Origin of the sequence: Corallococcus sp. EGB (assembly GCF_019968905.1) — a bacterium.
Lineage (GTDB): Bacteria > Myxococcota > Myxococcia > Myxococcales > Myxococcaceae > Corallococcus.
Window position 1 is genome coordinate 1,647,123 of the sequence record NZ_CP079946.1, and the last position, 17,889, is coordinate 1,665,011.

Here is a 17,889-nt window from a genome sequence, read left to right on the forward strand (position 1 = left end):
CTGCATGTGCAGGTACTGTAAAGCGGCCCTCAGGGCTTGGGGGCCGTGGCGGTGGCGGGCCGCAGGTAGCGGTCGAGGAACTCCAGGGTGCGCCGGTCGACCTCCGCCTCGTTCTTCTTCTTCTTGAAGCCGTGGCCCTCGTCGGGCAGCAGCAGGTACTCCACTGGGACGCCGTTCCTCTTCACCGCCGCGACGATGTCGTCGGACTCCGCCTGGAGGACGCGCGGATCATTGGCGCCCTGCACGACGAAGAGCGGCTTCTTGATGCGCTCCGCGTGGAAGAGAGGGGAGATCTCCCTGAGCATCGCCTCCTGCGTCTCCGGGTTGCCCATCTCCTGGAACATGGCCTGGCGGAAGGCGCCCCACTCGGGAGGCATGCTCTTGAGCGTGCGCAGCCAGTTGGAGGGGCCGAAGATGTCCACGCCCGCGTCGAAGGCGTCCGGGTGGAAGGCGAGCGCCGCGAGCACCATGTATCCGCCGTAGCTGCCCCCGAGGATGGCCACGCGCGAGCCGTCCACGTACGGCAGGCTCGCCAGGTACTTGCGCGCCTCCACGCAGTCGAGCAGCGGCTCCTTGCCGTGCTTCTGGTCGTCCGCCTTGAAGAAGGTCTTGCCGTAGCCCCGGCTGCCCCGGTTGTTGATGCCCAGCACCACGTAGCCGTGGTTGACCAGGTACTGGGCGAAGTTGTTGTAGCCCCGGGTCGTCTCTCCGCCCGGGCCTCCGTGCACGTAGACGATGGCGGGTGCCTTGTGCTCCGCCGTGGCCTGGTGCGGCTTGAAGAGCAGGTTGGGGATCTCCATTCCGTCGAAGGACTTGAAGCGCACCACCTGCGCGTCCACCAGGTCCTCGGGGTCGAGCTCGCGGCTCATCGTGTCCGTCAAGCGCGTGGTCTTCTTCGTGGCCAGGTCCTGGACATAGATGTTCGCGGAGGAGCGGTCCGTCTCCATCACGACCGCCAGCTGCTTCTCGTCACGGGAGAAGACGGCTTCGGAGATCATCCCAGCGGGGAATCCTGTCAGCGGAAGCTGGGTGCCTGCCTTCAGGTCATGCAGGCGCACCTCGTAGCCGGCGTCCACGTTGACGACGGAGACGCGGAACGCCCCCGAGTGGGAGAAGGCGGTGACGATGATGTCCCAGTCCGCCTTCTCCACGTCCTCCCACTTGCCGGCCTCCTTCGCCGGGCGCACCACGCGGGTGAACTCCGAGCCGTCGTCCGTGAGGACGTACAGCTCCCCGGTCACGGGATGGATGTCACCGACCTGATAGCGGGCCGCGCCCGTGTGGGGCGTGAGGTTCTTCATCGTCTTCGTCGCGACGTCGTAGCGCCACACGTTGCCGTCGGACGTGGTGGTGGCCTCCTCCAGCGCCACCCAGCTCTCGTCCGGGGCCACGGCGGCGACGCCGAACCCCTTGTCGTTCTGGACCAGGAGCTTGCGCGCGTACGTCTTCGCGTCATAGCGGTACACGTCCATGGCGCCCGGGTCGCGCTCGTTGGTGGTGATGTAGAACGCGCTGTCGTCGTGGCTGAAGCCCAGGAAACCGGCGGCGCCCTTCTTCATGGGCGTGAGGTCCTTCTCCTTGCCGTCCGGTGTGCGCACGTAGACGTGCGTCTGCTCATCGCCGCCCTTGTCCCGCTCGAAGAGGAAGCGGTTGTCGTGCGGGAAGGCGCCAACCACGTGGACGCTGTCCGTCTTCGAGCGCGTCAGCGCGGAGGGCTTGCCCCCGCCCACCGGCACGGTGTGGACGTTGATGATGCCGGACGCGTTCGACGAGAAGAGCAGCTGCTTGCCGTCCGAAGTGAAGACCGGGCTCATCACCTCCGTGGACCCCATGAACTGCTCCACCGTGTACTGCTTCGACGGACGGGTCACCGGCGCGTTCGCGGCCGGAGCGGGCCTGGGGGCCGGCGGGGCGGCGGGCGGCGCGGCTCCCAGCAAGGGCAGGAGCAGCGTTGGGGCAAGGACACGGGACAGGGACTTCCACGCGGGCATGTGGCCTCCGGGGACGGCGGACCGGAGAACTCTGGCCCAGGCCCCGCCGGGTTCAAAAAGAGCGGGCGACAAACCTGACATAAGGCTGTCACGGGCCGGGGCGACATTGGGTGCGTTCCTTCAACGCGGCACCGGAGATTCCGCCATGACCCAGAACGACCTGTCGAAGACCCTCCCCCTGCGCGGCCTGCACACCTACGCGGGCGGCTGCCTGTGCGGCGCCGTGCGTTACGAGGCCACCGTGGACCTGGCCGGTGTGACCCGCTGCAACTGCACCATCTGCATGAAGTACGGCTACGGCGGCGGCGTGGGGATGAAGCCGGACGCGTTCCGGCTGCTGAAGGGGCAGGACGCCCTCAAGAAGTACGGGCGCGACGGCAGCCCCAACACCCGCAGCTTCTGCGGCCGCTGCGGCGTCGTGTGCTTCGGCGACGGCGACGTCCCGGAGCTGGGCGGGAAGTTCGTCTCCATCTACGTCAACACGCTGGATGACGTGGACCCGTCGCTGCTCACCTTCCAGTACTGGGACGGCCGGCACGACAACTGGGCGGCGGGTACGCGGCCCACGCCGTGGCCCTTCCAGGCCGCCGCCTGAAGACGCCAGGGACGGGCGCGGGCCTTCAGCGCCCCTGCCCGTCACCGGTCGTGACTACACATTCCCCGCGGCGGCCCGGCCCGCGGCGCGCCCGGAGAAGATGCAGCCGCCGAGGAACGTCCCTTCGAGGGCGCGGTAGCCGTGGACGCCACCGCCTCCGAAGCCGGCCACCTCGCCTGCCGCATAGAGCCCTGGGATGGTCTTCCCCTGGGCGTTGAAGACGCGGCCCTGGAGGTCGGTCTCGAAGCCACCCAGCGTCTTGCGCGTGAGGATGTTCAGCTTCACGCCGATGAGCGGCCCCGCGGCGGGGTCCAGGATGCGGTGCGGCTTCGCGGTGCGCACCAGCTTGTCGCCCCGGTAGTTGCGCGCCTGCCGGATGGCGGCCAGCTGCAAGTCCTTGCTGAACGGGTTGTCCATCTGGAGGTCGCGGGCCTTCACCTCGCGCTCCACGGTGGCGAAGTCCAGCAGCGGCGTCTCCGTCTTCGCGTTCATCCCGGCGACCAGGTCGCGCAGGTTGTCGGAGACGACGAAGTCCTCGCCCTTCTCCTTGAAGGCCTCCACCGGGCCCATGGCCTTCTTGCCCACGGCGCGGTTGAGCACGCCCAGCCAGTCCTTGCCGGTGAGGTCCGGGTTCTGCTCGGAGCCGGAGAGCGCGAACTCCTTCTTGATGATCCACTGGTTGAGGATGAACCAGGTGTGCTCGTGGCCCGCCTTGAGGATGTGCTCCAGCGTGCCCAGCGTGTCGAAGCCGGGGAACAGCGGCGGCGGCAGGCGCTTGCCGGTGGCGTCCAGCCACAGCGAGCTGGGGCCCGGGAGGATGCGGATGCCGTGACGGGGCCAGATGGGGTTCCAGTTCCGCAGGCCCTCCGTGTAGTGCCACATGCGGTCGCGGTTGATGAGGCGTCCGCCCGCGGCCTCCGTGATGGCGATCATCCGGCCGTCCACGTGGTCGGGCACGCCCTGGATCATGAACTTCGGCGCGGGGCCCATGCGCTGGGGCCATGCCTTGCGCACGAGCTCGTGGTTGCCGCCGATGCCGCCGGATGTGACGATGACCGCGCCCGCGCGCAATTCGAAGTCACCCGTCGTCACGCGCGAGCTGCTGACGCCGCGAGGGACGTCCGTGGGCTCCAGCACCTTGCCGCGCACGCCCACCACCGCGCCGTCCTGTGTGAGCAGTTCGTCCACGCGGTGGCGGAAGAGGAAGGTGAGGGTGCCCTTCGCTTCCGCGGCCCTGGCCCGGCGCACGAAGGGCTCCAGCACGCCGGGGCCGGTGCCCCAGGTGACATGGAAGCGGGGGACGGAGTTGCCGTGGCCCACGGCGCCGTAGCCGCCGCGCTCCGCCCAGCCCACCACGGGGAACCAGCTCATGCCCTGCTGGACCAGCCAGGGGCGCATCTCGCCCGCGGCGAAGTCGACGAAGGCCTCCGCCCACTTGCGCGGCCAGTGGTCCTCCTCTCGGTCGAAGCCCGCGGTGCCCATCCAGTCCTCGAGCGCGAGCGCGTGGGAGTCCTTGATGCCCATGCGCCGCTGCTCGGGCGAGTCCACGAGGAACAGGCCGCCGAACGACCAGAACGCCTGGCCGCCCAGGTTCTGCGGCCCCTCCTGGTCCACCACGGCGACGCGCTTGCCCGCGTCCGCGAGCTCCGTCGCGGCCACGAGCCCCGCGAGCCCTCCGCCCACGACGATGACATCCACTCCCTGTCCCATGCCGTGCCTCCCGGTAGCGATTGGCGCGCGGATGATAGCGGTTCAGGAAGATTGCGCGGGGGCCTTCACATGCGCACCTCAAAAGCAGGAGGTGACTCAGCCATGTCACGCAAGACCATGGATTGCCGGGAGGCCCCCAATGAGGCCCACTGCACGCTGACCATCACCGGCGAGGAGGACGAGGTGATGCGGGCGGCGGTCGACCACGCGGTGTCCGTCCACGGTGAGAAGGACGGCCCTGAGCTGCGCGAGATGATCCACGCCTCGCTCAAGGATGAAGGGGCACCCCTGCGCGGCTCCGGCGCGGAGCAGCGGCCGGCCATGCAGTGAGGCGGCCTCCCAGACGCCAGGCGGCGCCCCGCGACGGGCCGGGCACCGCGGCGCTCCGGAGGGTAGACTCCCGCGCATGGAATCCGGAGCGAAGGGCAGCACGGGACCGCTGGGCCACGACGCCGCCGCCTACGCGCAGCGTCAGGAGGGACTGTCCCCGGAGCCGCTGCGGGACGCGGCCTGGACCGTGGCGGGGCAGCGGGCCTTCGGCGTGGTGCTCGACGTGGGCTCGGGCAGCGGCGGGTGGATCCGCCGGCTGCGACAGAACCCGGCCATCGAGCGCATCCTCAGCACGGACATCCACGACGCGGGCGCCAGCCGTCTGCCGGGCGTGGAGTTCCAGCAGCGGGACGTGTCGCGTGACGCGCTGCCGTGGGGTGACGCGTCGGTGGACTGGGTGTTCGCCATTGAGGTGCTGGAGCACCTGGCCAACCCGCGCCACTTCGTGAAGGAGGCCTTCCGCGTCCTCAAGCCCGGAGGCCACCTCTTCTTCACCACGCCGAACAACGACAGCCTGACCGCGCGGCTGTCCTTCCTGGTCCGGGGCTACTTCCCCGCGTTCTGCGACCAGGACTACCGCGACTCCGGGCACATCACCCCGATTACGGAGCTGGACGCGCGGCGCATGGCCGTGGAGGCAGGCTTCCAGTCCATCGAGTTCGACTACCCGCTGCCCGGGCGCATTCCGCGCAGCAGCGTGTACTGGCAGCGCTTCCTGCCCGGGCTGCGCGGCCGGTGGTGGAGCGATGGGCTGTTCGCGCTGCTGACCCGGCCCCGCTGAAAAGACGCGCGACAGGACTGGCCGCCTGTTCAGTCTCCGTGGTAGCCCTGCCGTGAACCCACGAGGAGCGCGGATGCAACAGCGGTGTTTCTGGGCGGGGAATGATCCGCTGTATCAGGCCTACCACGACGAGGAGTGGGGCGTGCCCGTGCGCGACAGCCGCGCGCTCTGGGAGATGCTGATGTTGGAGGGCTTCCAGGCGGGGCTCGCGTGGATCGTCATCCTGCGCAAGCGCGACGCCTTCCGGAAGGCCTTCAAGGGCTTCGACCCGAAGGTGGTGGCGCGCTTCACGGAGAAGGACGTCACGCGCCTGCTGGCGGACGAGGGCATCGTGCGGGCGCGCGCGAAGATTGAAGCGACCATCGGCAACGCGCGCGCCTACCTGAAGATGCAGGAGGCGGGCGAGGACTTCTCCACGTTCGTCTGGGGCATGGCGGGCGGAAAGCCCATCCGCAATGCGTGGAAGGGGCGGGGCGACGTGCCGGCGAAGACGCCGCTGTCGGAGGCGTACTCCAAGGCCTTCAAGCAGCGCGGCTTCAAGTTCGTGGGGCCCGTCATCGTCTACGCGTGGATGCAGGCCACGGGCATCGTGGACGACCACACCGTGGACTGCTTCCGCCACGGCGTGCGGCACCGCTGAGCGCGAAGCGTTGACCTGGGAGGGCTTGTGGCGCCGTGGGGACCTGGTGGATGTCCGCGGTGCGGATTCGAAGGGAAGGGAGACACGGAATGCGGCTCAGTGTGATGAGCGTGATGGTGAATGATCAGGCCCGGGCCCTGAAGTTCTACACGGAGGTCCTGGGCTTCGTGCTGAAGGTGGACGTCCCGGTGGGCGCGGGGGGCGACCGGTGGCTGACCGTCGTCTCTCCGGACGCGCAGGAGGGCACGCAGTTGTTGCTGGAGCCCATGGGTTTTCCGCCCTCGCGCGTGTACCAGAAGGCGCTGTTCGACGCGGGCATCCCGGCGGCGTCGTTCGGCGTCGACGACTGCCAGGCGGAATATGAGCGCATGGTGAAGCTCGGCGCGGTGTTCAAGAGCAAGCCCGCCAACATGGGCCCCGTCACCGTCGCCGTCCTCGAGGACACCTGCGGCAACCTCATCCAGATCGCGCAGATGATGTAGCCGGCCCTGGCCTCCGGGGGCGTTGCGCTACGCTGGGACCATGTCTTCGGAGCGCAACAGGGGCCGTGTCCGCACGGTGGAGGAATGGCTGGAGCGACTCTCCTCGCGGGATGTGAACGCACGCGAGGAGGCGCTGTCGGCGTTGGAGGAGTCGCTGGTGTCCGGGGCGCCGGAGTCGCGGGAGCGGACCGCCCGGGCGCTGCTGGAGGAACTGGGACGGCCCGGGACGGCGGCGGTGGAGCCGGTGCTGTTCCTGTTGCAGCGCAGCTGGTGGCCCCCGCAGGCGAGCCTCGCCGGGCTCGCCGTCAAGAACGTGGTGGAGGTGCTCGCGCGCATGGAGGCCGAAGCTCCGGCGCTGGAGCACGCCGCGAGCGTGCTCACCTTCGTGTGCCGGGTGGACCCGTCCTGGCTCCGCGCGCTGGACGGGCTGTTCCAGCACCCGGAGGCCTCGGTCCGCGCCGCCATGGCGCGCGTCGTGGGCCGCCTGGGAAACGCGGCGGCGCCGGCGCTGCCCAGGCTGCTGGAGCTCCTGGAGGATGACGAGCCCGTGGCCCTCTCCGCGCTGGAGTCCCTGGCGGCGCTGGCCCTGCTGGCGCCGGACCTCACCGCGCCCCGGTTGCTGGAGGTGGTGCGCGGGTCGGACGGCGCGCGCCTCTACCTGGCCCTGGTGACCCTGCGGGGCATGCTGGATGAGTTGTCCCTGGATGAACTGCCCGTGCCCGCCTTGCCGGACCTGGAGCCAACGTTGCTGCGCACGCTGACCGCGCCGGAAGCGCCCATCCGGCAGGAGGTGGCGTCCCTGCTGGGATTGAGCGGCCCCTTGTCGCCCGCCGCCATCGCTGCCCTGCGCGAGCACCTCCGGGACGAGAGCCCCCACGTCGCGGCCCGCTCCGCCGTGGCGCTGGTGCGCTCCGGCGCTCCGGCGGCGGAGGCTCTCTTTCTGCTGAAGGGCCAGTTGGGGCCGGCCGCATCGCGCGAGCTCCAGGAGGCCGCGGTGGCCGCGCTGGAGGAGGCGGGCCCGGCCCGACTGGGCCGGGCGAAGGGGATGCTGGAGACGGTCGCTCGCGACGCGTCGGGGCTCACGCGCGAGGCGCTCTTCGAGCTGTTGGGGCAGATCCCCTGAGCGCACGTGCGCGCCGTCAGCACTCCAGGTTGGCGCCGGGGCTCACGCCGAGCAGCGAGCAGAAGTACTTGTAGGCGTCCACGCGGCTCTTCACCTGGGCGGGGTTGCGGCCGTTGCACTCCAGCGAGCCGTTGAGGGTGCGGATGGTCTCACCGAAGCCCGCGCCGTTCACCATGGCGTTGTGCGCCGTCATGGAGCCCGCGCCCGTCTGCGTGGTCCAGAACCAGAAGCCCGAGCGCCACGAGGCGTTCGCGTCCTGGGCCAGCAGCTCCGGGTTCGCCTGGAGCGGCAGTCCCAGCGCGTTGCCCGCCGCGCAGTAGTTGCCGTTCCACGACAGCTGCATGGGGCCGCGGCCGAAGTACTTCTTGTTCGGCGCGCAGGTGCAGCCCGGCGGCCCCCACGACGTGTCGCAGTAGGAGCTCGTCTGGTTGATCTCCTCGATGTAGACGAGCCCGCCCGTCTCATGTGAGGCATTGGCCAGGAAGGCGGCCACCTCGCGCTTGCGAGTGTCCGTGTCTCCCGTGGTCGCCAGGCCCGGGAAGGTGTTCGCGGCGGCGATGAGCGCGTCGTAGGTGTAGAAGCCGTTGCGGTTGGGGAACATGGTGTTGAACGTGTCGCGGGTGAGGATGCCCGCGAAGCCCGTGCCGCCGCCTCCACCGCCGCCGGAGACCAGGTCGAACGTCCAGCGCTGGTTGTCGCGGTCCGGATAGAAGGGGTACTGGACGATGAGCGTGCCGTTGTCCGGCGAGCCCCACGACAGGTCCATGGCCATGCCCGTGTGGCGCGGGTGGAAGCTGAACTGCACGCCGCCCCGGTTGATGAACTGGAACTGCTGGTTGGCGCCGCCCACGTAGGTCCACTGGTGGAGGACCGCGTTCTCCGCGGTGCTGACGCCCTCGATGTCCAGGGCCTTGCCGCTGTTGACGTTGATGATCTTGTAGAACCCGCCCGACGTGGGCGAGATGTGGAACTTCTGCGCGTTGGTGCCGTTGCAGTCCCACTGCTGCACCTTCGCGCCGTCGGCCGTGCTGGAGGACGCCACGTCGATGCACTTGTTCGTCCGCACGGAGCGGATGACGTAGTCCCCCTCCGTGATGGTGGACACGACGGCGGCGCTCTCCACCTGGCCGACGGCTGCTTGCGCGGTGTCTCCGGTCTCCGGCCCCGAACAGCCCGCCAGCGCGCCCACGACTCCCAGCAACGACAGACCGCGGATGACTCCCTTGTGGCTCATGACGTCTCCCATGGGTACCGCCAGCAGGTGGAGGAACTCCTGGGAGGTGGATTCATACATCCCAGGTGAACTTTGTTTTCTGGATGAACAAAGTTTCCCGGGATTCATGCCATTGGGCCTGGTATCCAGTCAATCCGGGGAATCCGAAAGGTGCTTCAGGAAGCGCTCCGTGAAGAGGTACGCGTCCCCCGGCCACCGCGCGGACACGTAGCGCCCGTCCTCCACCACGAAGGCGGGCGTGTGGTCCGTCGCGGTGCCACGCTTGGAGAGGACGCGGGGGCCGCGCTCGAAGTGGCCCGGGTCCGCGAGCGCGGCGATGACCTCCTCCTCCACGTAGGCAGGGTAGGTCCGGTAGTAGCGCCCCAGCTTCCACGCCGTGAGCAGGTACGCGGAGCGCTCCATGTACTTGGGCAGGCACGTGGTGCGCGTGCCGTGGAGCACGCTCTTGCCGGTGGCGGGGTCCTTCGCGCGGGCCAGCACCAGCACGCCGTGGCAGATGGCCGCCACGGGCCGGTGGAGCGCCCAGAACGCGGCCACCTTCGCCTGGAGCGCCTCGCTGCCCAGGTACTGCCGCATGCCCGGCGCGTGGCCTCCGGGAAGCAGGAGCGCGTCGAAGTCCGACGGCGTCACCGCGTCCCAGGTGAGGGGCTTCTGGAAGGCCTCCGTGAGCGTGAGCTCGCCGTAGAAGCGCTTCGGCTCCGGATCCGCACCCAGCTGTCCGAAGAGCACGCCGGTGAGCAGCAGCGGATCCGCGGCGGGCATGTGGCCCTTCTCCGTGGCGAACACGACGTCGTGGCCCGCGTCGGTGAGCATGCGCCAGGGCACGGCCACCTCGGTGACGTCGAAGTCGTGGTCAGGCAGCGGAACGAGGACGCGGCGGGTGGAGGCCATGCGGTCAGTGTTTCCCGCGGCCTCGGGGCTGACAAGCGGACTTCAGGGTCCGCACCCCATGACGGGCTCGTTCGGGTTGGGAGCCACTTCGGCGCGCACCCGGAGCGAGTGGCCCTCTTGGAGCTGGAGGTCCTCGCGCACGTACAGGTGGTAGTACATCCGTTCGAAGCGCAGCGTGTATCGCCCCGGTGGCAGGTGCCCGATGCGGAAGTTTCCCTGTCCATCCGTGACAACGACCTCCTCCTTCCCGAGGGAGGGCGAGACCGCTGTAACGACCATGTCCGCGATGGGCTTCTGGGTTGCGACGTCGATGACGGTTCCGAAGATGGCGCTGTCGGACCCGGCACTCGCGGGCGTTGCGAACAGCCACAACACGAGGCACGGCAGGCCGTGGAACAGGAACCGCATCGGTGACCCCCTCTCAACTCAGGAACCGCGCTCGACCTCCAGACGATAGCCCACGCCGCGCACGGTCTGGATGGAGAAGCGGGACGCGCTGGTCCACTTGAGCTTGCGCTTCAGGCTGGAGACGAAGTTGTCCACGGTGTGCGGATCCACCACCACGTCCGTGCCCCAGACCGCGTCCAGGATCTCGTCGCGCTTGAGCGCGCGCTCGCGTTCCTTCAGGAAGAAGGCCAGCAGGTCGAACTCCTTGCGCGTCAGTTCCACCTCCGCGCCCTCGGGTGTCTCCACCCGCCGCCGGTCCAGGTCCACGCTGTAGCCCGCGAAGCGCAGGATCTTCGCCGGAGCCACGCCACCGCGCCGCAGGTGAGCGCCCACGCGTGCGAGCAATTCGCGCAGCCGGTAGGGCTTGCCCAGGTAGTCCTGCGCGCCAGATTCGAAGCCGCGCACCACGTCTTCTTCCAGCGTGCGCGCGGTGAGCATCAGCACCGGAACGCCCAGACCCTCCTCGCGCAGCGAGCGGCAGAGTGCATAGCCGTCTCCATCCGGCAGCATCACGTCCAGGAGGATGAGCTGGAAGTCGCGGCGGGAGAGCTGCTCGCGCGCCTCCTTCACCGTGGCGGCCTCCTCCACTGCGTAGCCGCCCTGGTGCTCCAGGTTGTCGCGCAGCGCGAGCCGCAGGTTCGGGTCGTCCTCCACGACGAGGACGGTGGGGACGGCGGTGGTCATGCGGTGCTCCGGGCTTCGGGCCGGTACTCGGGAAGGGTCAATTCGAAGGTGGTGCCTTCAGGGCTGGAGGCGGCCACGCGCAGCGAGCCCCCATGCAGCCGGGCAATCTTCCGGCACAGCGCGAGCCCCAGCCCGCTGCCGGGCACCTCGCGGCCGTCGCGGCCGGACAGCCGGTAGAACTCGCCGAAGACGCGCTCCCACTCGGACGCCGGGATGCCGGTGCCGTTGTCCGTGAAGTGCACCCGTCCTCCGGAGAGCGTCTGGACATGCAGCCGCACGGGGCTGCGTGTGTTGTACGCGCAGGCGTTGCGCGCCAGGTTCGCCAGCAGGAGCCGCAACAGCTGCGCGTCCGCGTTCAGCTCGCGCGCGTCCACGTCCGCGGTCAGCTCCACCAGCACCGGCGCGCCGGACTCCAGGTCCCGGCGCAGCTGGGAGACCAACTCGTCCAGTCGCATCGGCGCGAGCTTCGGCACCCAGCGCCCCTTGTCGATGCGGTTGAAGGACAGCAGGTTCTCCACCAGGAAGCCCAGCCCGTCCGCCTCGCGGATGATGCGCGCGGGGTAGTCCTTCGCGTCCGCGCCCTCCGCCACCCGCCACTCCAGCGTCTCCGCGAGCAGGCGGATGGAGGCGAGCGGCGTGCGCAGTTCATGCGACACCGTGGCCACGAAGTCGCTCTTCAGCTCCAGGAAGCGGTACTTGCGCTGCTGCGCCACGAAGGCCAGCGCCGCGATGATCAGCGCCAGCGCCGCGCACAGGGCCAGCATCAGCGTCTTGAGCCGGTAGCGGCTCTCCAGCGCATCCTCGCCCCGAGCCCACGCCGACGACTCCACCGCCACGGGCAGCGACGCCAGCGTCAACACCGGCGCATCTCCCGGCAGGGTCACGCGCCCATCCGCCTCCAGCAGGCCGCGCTCACGCATCTCGCGGGTGAGCCCCGCCAGCAGCCCGGGCAGGTCCAGCGCGAGGCCGCGCACGTCTCCGCCCGACAACGGCTCCAGGTACCAGCCGGAGCGCGTCAGCACCGGCTCCAGCACGGCCTCTGGAAGAGGCAGCGGCGACGCGGCCAGCTCGCGCGCCCGTGCCTCGAAGTCCGCCGCCGGCACGCCCACGCGCGCGGAAAGGGCCGACACCTTCCCGCGCAGGAAGTCGAAGTCCTCCGGGGTGAAGCGCGAGCGCTTGAGCAGCAGCAGCCGCTGCAATCCCTCCAGCCGTCCTCCACCCTGTCCATCCAGGAGCCCGTCGCGCACCAGGGCCCGCATCAGGTCCGGCACCACGTCGCCCCGCGCCGCCACGTCCTCCAGGACGACCAGCATCGAGGGCAGGTCCCGCGTGGACGCGAGCACGAAGTGGGTGCGGTGCTGGAGCAGCGCCATCAACGACAGCAGCGTGGCCCTGCGGTCCTTCGCCTTCAGCGCCTGCTCCACCAGCGCCATTCGCTCCAACTGCTCCTTCCACGGGCCCTCGTCCTCGTCCGCGACCTCCGTGCCCGCGCGCAGCCGCGCGTAGCGGTCCTTCGCGGGCGAGTCCCCGGCCGTGTCGAACAGCGCCAGCCGGGGCAGTACCTGCTCCCCCTGTTCCCGCAGGTACAGCCCCGGCGTGGCCACAAGCGGGTCCTCCTTCGCCATCGCCAGCGTGCCGCGCGCAGCCTCCAGGCCTTCGCGCAGCGCCTGCCCCAACGAGGCGCGCGCGTACTGCTCCAGGGCCTCGCGCCGGGAGCGGAGCGAGGCCCGCGCATCCTCGCGTTCCGCGGCGAAGATGCGGTGGAGATACCCCAGGCCGACCCCGAGCCCGGCGAGGCCGAGCACGAGGGCAACGAGGGTGGGCAGCAGCCTGCGCGGCATCCGGAGGTCCCTACTTGATGGTGGGGACGCGGTCGGCGTCCATGGTGCGCACCGGCGCGATGGACTCGAAGCGGTCCTCGCGGCGGTCCAGCTTCTTCGCCAGCCGGATGAGCTCGCCCAGCTCCGCCACGTCCTCGCGGGCCTTCAGCGGCGTGCCCAGCTCCTCCCACAGCGACACGAGCGCGTCGTAGGTGAGCGGACGCGCCCAGTAGGAGCCGCGCAGCTTCTCCGCGAAGGCAGCGGCGACGTAGGACAGGCGGGTGGGGGACGCGGCCTTCTCATAGGCGGGACGCAGGAGCGTCACGGGCATCGCCTTCTCGATGAGGCGCGAGCTGCCGCCCTCCGGCGACTTGTAGCGGATCCGCAGCGTGCCGAAGTTCGTCTGCGACGGGTCGCGCAGCTTCACCTCGTAGAGGGCGGTGACGGCATGGCCCGCGCCCACCTCGCCCGCGTCAACGCGGTCGTCGTTGAACTGCTGCTTCGTGAGCAGCCGGTTCTCGTAGCCGATGAGGCGGTAGCGGGACACCGTCTTGCGGTCGAACTCCACCTGGAGCTTCACGTCCTTGGCCACCACCTGGAGGGTGCCGGTGAGGTTCTGCACGAAGATACGGCGGGCCTCGTCCAGCTTGTCCACGTAGGAGTAGTTGCCTTCACCCACCTGGGCCAGACGCTCCATCAGCACGTCGTTGTAGTTGCCCATGCCGAAGCCCACGGTGGACAAGGTGATGCCCGCCGCCGCCTGCTCCTTCACGCGCGCCCAGATGCCGTCCGCCTCGGTGATGCCGTTGTTCGCCACGCCATCCGAGCAGAGGATGACGCGGTTGATGCCGCCCTGGAGCATGTGGCTCGCGGCCAGCGCGTAGCCCAGCTCCATGCCAGCCTGTGCGTTGGTGGCCCCCTCCGTCTGGAGGCTGTCGATGGCGTCCAGGATGGCGGCCTTCTGCGTGGCGTTGGTGGGGGCCAGCACCTGATGGGCGGTGCTGCCGTAGACGACGATGGACACCTGGTCCCGCTCATCGAGCGCGTCCACCAGCAGGCGCAGCGAGCGCTTCACCAGGCCCAGCCGGTTCTCCATGGCCATGGAGCCGGACACGTCGATGACGAAGACCAGGTGGGCCGGCTTGCGCTGCGCGCTGCTCACGTCGCGCGCCTTCACGCCGATGTGCACCACCTGGTAGCCCTTGCGCGCGGGGGAGGGGAAGCCCTCCACGTTCACGCTGAAGGGCCCGTCCGGGGCGTTGGCGTAGCCGTAGTCGAAGGTGTTGACGAACTCCTCCACGCGCACGGCCTGCTCGTCCGGAAGCGCGCCGCGCTCCAGGTAGGCGCGCGTCAGCGTGTACGACGCCGTGTCGGTGTCCACGGAGAAGGTGGAGAAGCGCTCCTCCTCGGTGTCCACGGTGGGGTTCACGCCGTAGCCCTTGAAGTACATGTCGAAGAAGGGCCGGTCCTTCGGGGCCACGGTGCGCTCCGGCGCGGGCTGCGGCGTGGGGACCGCCGAGGCCTGGGGCGCGCGGTACACCGTCTGCGGCGTGCCGTCCGGGACGAGGACGTGCATGTACGGCAGGGCCCAGGACGGTGCGCGCGCGCGGTCGTTGGTGCTGTTCGGATCGCCATCACCGTGCGGCGCCAACTCCGCCAGGGATTCGTAGCTGCGTGTCGGACCGCCCCTGCTCGCCGGGCGCGACACCGCGATGCGCTTGATGAACTCCTGGTCCACGTTCACGCCCTGGTTCGTGGAGCCTACGTCGATGGTCGGCGGCGCACCCACCATGGTTTCCGTCGACGAGAAGCTCTCGGGGAGCATCTCCACGTTCACGCGGATGGTGCGGTTGAACGGCAGCCGGACTTCAGGACGGGCGAAGGGCTTGTACGACTCCCTTTCGAACCGCACCGTGTACGTGCCCACGGGAAGCTGGGGGATGCGGAAGTTCCCGTTGGCATCCGTGACGACCGTCTGTTCGCCCACAAGGCTGGGCGAGGTCGCAGTGACGACCACGTCCGCCAGGGGCTTCTTGGTTTCGGTGTCAATCACCGTGCCAATGATGACGCTCGTGGCGGCGGCGCCCGCATCTGGCTGGGCCATCGCGGGGACGGCGGACGTCATCAGGAACAGGGGCAGGGCGCTTCTCAAGAGAGACTTCAGCATGGACCACCTCTCGCGCATCAGGGTGGAGCCATCATCCAGATGCACCCCGCATCGAACCGCATGGGGGGCTCGTCTCCTCATCATGGTTTCATCATGGCGGGAAGTCGTGCCGGGAGCGGGGGGGGCTGATTAGAAAGGCCGTCCATGACGGCACTCGACACCCTCTTTCCCACTGAAGAGCAGATTCCCCCCGGCGTGCGGCTGCCCGCGTACCTGGAGCAACGCGAGTACCTCGTGGGAGGCGAGCTGCGCACCTGGACCGGTGACCTCAACCCGGTGCTGAGCCCCGTGTTCGTCCGGACCCCGGAAGGTCTGAAGCAGAAGGCCATTGGCGCGACTCCGCTGCTCACCTCACGCGAGTCCCTGGACGCGCTCGCGGCGGCCGTGAAGGCCTATGACTCCGGCCGGGGCGTCTGGCCCTCCCTCAAGGTCGCGCAGCGCATCGAGCACGTGGAGCGCTTCCTCACCGCCATGCGCGCCCAGCGCACCGCCGTGGTGAACCTGCTGATGTGGGAGATTGGCAAGACGCAGCCGGACTCGGAGAAGGAGTTCGACCGCACGGTGGACCTCATCGTGGAGACCATCCGCGCGCTGAAGGAGCTGGACCGCACCTCGTCCCGCTTCGTCCAGGACCAGGGCATCATGGCGCAGATCCGCCGCGCGCCCATGGGCGTGGCCCTGTGCATGGGGCCGTACAACTACCCGCTCAATGAGACCTTCAGCACGCTCTTCCCCGCGCTGCTGATGGGCAACACCGTGGTGTTCAAGCCGGCGAAGTTCGGCGTGCTGCTGGTGCGCCCCCTCCTGGAGGCGTTCCGCGACTGCTTCCCGCCCGGCGTCATCAACATCATCTACGGCCGGGGCCGCGAGACCGTGGGCGCGCTGATGGAGAGCGGGCAGGTGGACCTGTTCGCCTTCATCGGCACCAACAAGGGCGCCAGCGAGCTGAAGCGCATGCACCCCCGTCCGCACCGCCTCAAGTCCGTGCTGGGGCTGGACGCGAAGAACCCGGCCATCATCCTGGAGGACGCGGACCTGGATAACGCGGTGAAGGAGTGCATCACCGGTGCGCTGTCCTTCAACGGCCAGCGGTGCACGGCGCTCAAGCTGCTAGTGGTGCACCGGAGCATCGTGGACGCGTTCCTCGCGAAGTTCACCGCCGCCGTGGACAAGCTCAAGCCCGGCATGCCCTGGGACCCGGGCGTCGCCATCACGCCGCTGCCGGAGCCGGGCAAGGGCGCGTACCTCCAGGGGCTGGTGGATGACGCGGTCTCCAAGGGCGCCCGCGTGGTGAACCAGACGGGCGGCCAGGCGTCGCGGTCGTTCTACTCGCCCGCGGTGGTGTACCCGGTGACGCGGGACATGCGGCTGGCCACGGAGGAGCAGTTCGGCCCGGTGGTGCCGGTGATGGTCTTCGACGACGACGCGGAGGCCGTGCGGCTGGTGGTGGAGTCGCCGTTCGGCCAGCAGCTCAGCCTGTTCGGGAAGGACTCGGCGCGCATCGGCCGGTTCATCGACGCGTTCTCCAACCAAGTGGGCCGCATCAACCTCAACTGCCAGTGCCAGCGCGGGCCGGACACCTTCCCCTTCAACGGCCGCAAGGACTCCGCGGAGGGGACCCTGTCCGTGGCGGACGCGCTGCGGGTGTTCTCCATCCGCACGCTGGTGGCGACGAAGACGACGCAGGACAACACGGCGCTCGTCCAATCCATCCTGACCCGCCGAGAGTCGGATTTCCTCACCACCGACTTCCTCTTCTAGTCCCGCCTCGGCCCTTGGTGCTAAGCCCTGGGGCAACCCATGGCGCGCACCACGACCCTCGAGCTGCACAAGGAAGAGATGAAGTTCTCCGCGGGGCACTTCACCATCTTCTCCGCCACGCACCGCGAGAACCTGCATGGGCACAACTTCTCCGTCTACGTCGCGCTGACGGGGGAGGTGTCCGACGATGGCCTGCTTTCGGACTACGGACCGCTCAAGCAGGCCATCATCGCGCGCTGCAAGGCCTGGAACGAGACCTTCTTCCTGCCGGACCGCTCCCCGCATCTGCGGCTGGAGCGGGACGCGCAGGGCAACCACGTGGCGCACTTCAACGGCGAGGAGCTGCGCTTCCTCGCGCGCGACGTGACGGTGCTGCCCGTGGCCAACGTGTCGCTGGAGGAGCTGGCGCGCGTCTTCGGCGAGGCGCTGGTCGGTGACGGCAGCGCCATGGCGCGCGACCACATCACGCGGCTGGTGGTGAAGTGTGCTTCGGGCCCCGGCCAGTGGGCCTCCTGGGAGTGGAATCAGGATGTCTGATCAGGTCCTCATCACCGGCGCCAGCCGGGGCATTGGCAAGGCGGCGGCGGAGCGCTTCCGCAAGGAGGGCTGGCGCGTCATCAACGTGTCGCGAGGCCCGTGCACCGTGCCGGACGTGGTCAACGTGCCGGTGGACCTGGCCGTGCCGGGCTGGGAGCCCGCGGTGGAGCAGGCGCTGCGCGAGGGCGCCGGAACGGGACGCCTGTGCGTGGTGCACAACGCCGCCCTCTACGAGCACGACGACGCGCTGACCATGGACGCGGACCACCTGCGCCGCGTGCTGGAGGTCAACGTGGTGGCCCCGCTGGTGCTCAACCGCCTGGCGCGGCTGCTGCTCACGCCGGGCTCATCCCTGCTCTACGTGGCGTCCACGCTGGGGGAGAAGGCGGTGAAGGGCGTGGCGTCCTACGTGACGACCAAGCACGCGCTCATCGGGATGATGCGGGCGACCTGCCAGGACCTGGCGGGGACGCAGGTCCACACCGCCGCTGTCTGCCCGGGCTTCACGGACACGGAGATGCTCCGCGAGCACATGGGGGCGGACCCTGTCGTCCGGGCGAGCGTGGCGGGGATGACGACGTTCGGGCGCCTCATCGCGCCCGAGGAGATCGCCAACGTGCTCTACCTCTGCGCCACCACCCCGGTCCTGAATGGCGCGGTCCTCCACGCCAATCTGGGGCAGATCGAGCGCTGAGA

The 17,889-nt window shown here is 69.5% G+C and carries 17 protein-coding genes; 9 read left to right on the forward strand and 8 right to left on the reverse strand.

The features are described 5' to 3' along the window. Window positions 1–29 precede the first annotated feature (29 nt). The gene (locus KYK13_RS06780; RefSeq protein WP_223642866.1) at window positions 30–1,991 is read right to left on the reverse strand and encodes a S9 family peptidase; all 1,962 of its coding nucleotides are present in this window, start codon (window positions 1,989–1,991) and stop codon (window positions 30–32) included. Window positions 1,992–2,136: 145 nt separating this feature from the next. Between KYK13_RS06780 and KYK13_RS06785 the strand changes: the two genes are divergently transcribed. Next, window positions 2,137–2,586 carry a GFA family protein gene (locus tag KYK13_RS06785; protein ID WP_223642868.1) on the forward strand — a complete coding sequence of 150 codons (450 nt, stop codon included), beginning with the start codon at window positions 2,137–2,139 and terminating at the stop codon, window positions 2,584–2,586. A gap of 54 nt (window positions 2,587–2,640) precedes the next feature. Here the strand turns inward: KYK13_RS06785 and KYK13_RS06790 are convergent, their stop codons facing one another. After that, complete coding sequence (locus tag KYK13_RS06790) at window positions 2,641–4,296, reverse strand: FAD-binding dehydrogenase (RefSeq protein WP_223642870.1); 1,656 nt, start codon at window positions 4,294–4,296, stop codon at window positions 2,641–2,643. A 102-nt stretch (window positions 4,297–4,398) separates the two neighbouring features. On the opposite strand from KYK13_RS06790, the gene KYK13_RS06795 reads away from it, so the two are divergent. The 5 genes from KYK13_RS06795 (at window position 4,399) to KYK13_RS06815 (ending at window position 7,652) form a co-directional block, all read left to right on the forward strand. After that, a complete protein-coding gene (locus KYK13_RS06795; RefSeq protein ID WP_223642872.1) occupies window positions 4,399–4,626 on the forward strand; it encodes a DUF1059 domain-containing protein in 228 nt (75 codons plus the stop codon). 76 nt (window positions 4,627–4,702) lie between these two features. Continuing rightward, entirely contained in the window at window positions 4,703–5,407 is a 705-nt protein-coding gene (locus KYK13_RS06800) for a bifunctional 2-polyprenyl-6-hydroxyphenol methylase/3-demethylubiquinol 3-O-methyltransferase UbiG (RefSeq protein ID WP_223642874.1), read from the forward strand. Between the two features lie 73 nt (window positions 5,408–5,480). Further along, window positions 5,481–6,047 (forward strand): DNA-3-methyladenine glycosylase I, encoded by a 567-nt coding sequence (locus tag KYK13_RS06805; protein ID WP_223642876.1) that lies wholly within the window; start codon window positions 5,481–5,483, stop codon window positions 6,045–6,047. Window positions 6,048–6,136: 89 nt separating this feature from the next. Beyond that, entirely contained in the window at window positions 6,137–6,529 is a 393-nt protein-coding gene (locus tag KYK13_RS06810; RefSeq protein WP_223642878.1) for a VOC family protein, read from the forward strand. A gap of 40 nt (window positions 6,530–6,569) precedes the next feature. Next, window positions 6,570–7,652: a hypothetical protein gene (locus KYK13_RS06815; RefSeq protein WP_223642880.1), complete on the forward strand. Its 1,083-nt coding sequence runs from the start codon at window positions 6,570–6,572 to the stop codon at window positions 7,650–7,652. A 16-nt stretch (window positions 7,653–7,668) separates the two neighbouring features. On the opposite strand, the gene KYK13_RS06820 is transcribed toward KYK13_RS06815, so the two are convergent. From KYK13_RS06820 to KYK13_RS06845, 6 genes are all read right to left on the reverse strand, one after another. After that, window positions 7,669–8,886: an RICIN domain-containing protein gene (locus KYK13_RS06820; RefSeq protein ID WP_223642882.1), complete on the reverse strand. Its 1,218-nt coding sequence runs from the start codon at window positions 8,884–8,886 to the stop codon at window positions 7,669–7,671. A gap of 129 nt (window positions 8,887–9,015) precedes the next feature. After that, a complete protein-coding gene (locus KYK13_RS06825) occupies window positions 9,016–9,777 on the reverse strand; it encodes a type 1 glutamine amidotransferase domain-containing protein (protein WP_223642884.1) in 762 nt (253 codons plus the stop codon). A gap of 42 nt (window positions 9,778–9,819) precedes the next feature. Further along, the gene (locus KYK13_RS06830; protein ID WP_223642886.1) at window positions 9,820–10,185 is read right to left on the reverse strand and encodes a carboxypeptidase-like regulatory domain-containing protein; all 366 of its coding nucleotides are present in this window, start codon (window positions 10,183–10,185) and stop codon (window positions 9,820–9,822) included. 18 nt (window positions 10,186–10,203) lie between these two features. Continuing rightward, entirely contained in the window at window positions 10,204–10,908 is a 705-nt protein-coding gene (locus KYK13_RS06835) for a response regulator transcription factor (protein WP_223642888.1), read from the reverse strand. Continuing rightward, the gene (locus KYK13_RS06840) at window positions 10,905–12,749 is read right to left on the reverse strand and encodes a HAMP domain-containing sensor histidine kinase (protein WP_223642890.1); all 1,845 of its coding nucleotides are present in this window, start codon (window positions 12,747–12,749) and stop codon (window positions 10,905–10,907) included. The genes KYK13_RS06835 and KYK13_RS06840 overlap by 4 nt, the downstream gene beginning before the upstream one ends. Before the next feature lie 10 nt (window positions 12,750–12,759). Beyond that, window positions 12,760–14,895: a von Willebrand factor type A domain-containing protein gene (locus tag KYK13_RS06845; RefSeq protein WP_370645305.1), complete on the reverse strand. Its 2,136-nt coding sequence runs from the start codon at window positions 14,893–14,895 to the stop codon at window positions 12,760–12,762. A 144-nt stretch (window positions 14,896–15,039) separates the two neighbouring features. Here KYK13_RS06845 and KYK13_RS06850 point away from each other — a divergent pair, with 144 nt between their 5' ends. Genes KYK13_RS06850 through KYK13_RS06860 form a run of 3 tightly spaced genes read left to right on the forward strand, consistent with a single transcriptional unit; the run spans window position 15,040 to window position 17,887 of the window. Then, the gene (locus tag KYK13_RS06850; protein ID WP_223642892.1) at window positions 15,040–16,656 is read left to right on the forward strand and encodes an NADP-dependent glyceraldehyde-3-phosphate dehydrogenase; all 1,617 of its coding nucleotides are present in this window, start codon (window positions 15,040–15,042) and stop codon (window positions 16,654–16,656) included. A gap of 39 nt (window positions 16,657–16,695) precedes the next feature. Next, window positions 16,696–17,193: a 6-carboxytetrahydropterin synthase gene (locus KYK13_RS06855; RefSeq protein WP_223642894.1), complete on the forward strand. Its 498-nt coding sequence runs from the start codon at window positions 16,696–16,698 to the stop codon at window positions 17,191–17,193. After that, window positions 17,186–17,887, forward strand: coding sequence for an SDR family NAD(P)-dependent oxidoreductase (locus KYK13_RS06860; protein ID WP_223642896.1), 702 nt, complete (start codon window positions 17,186–17,188; stop codon window positions 17,885–17,887). The genes KYK13_RS06855 and KYK13_RS06860 overlap by 8 nt, the downstream gene beginning before the upstream one ends. Window positions 17,888–17,889: the final 2 nt, after the last annotated feature.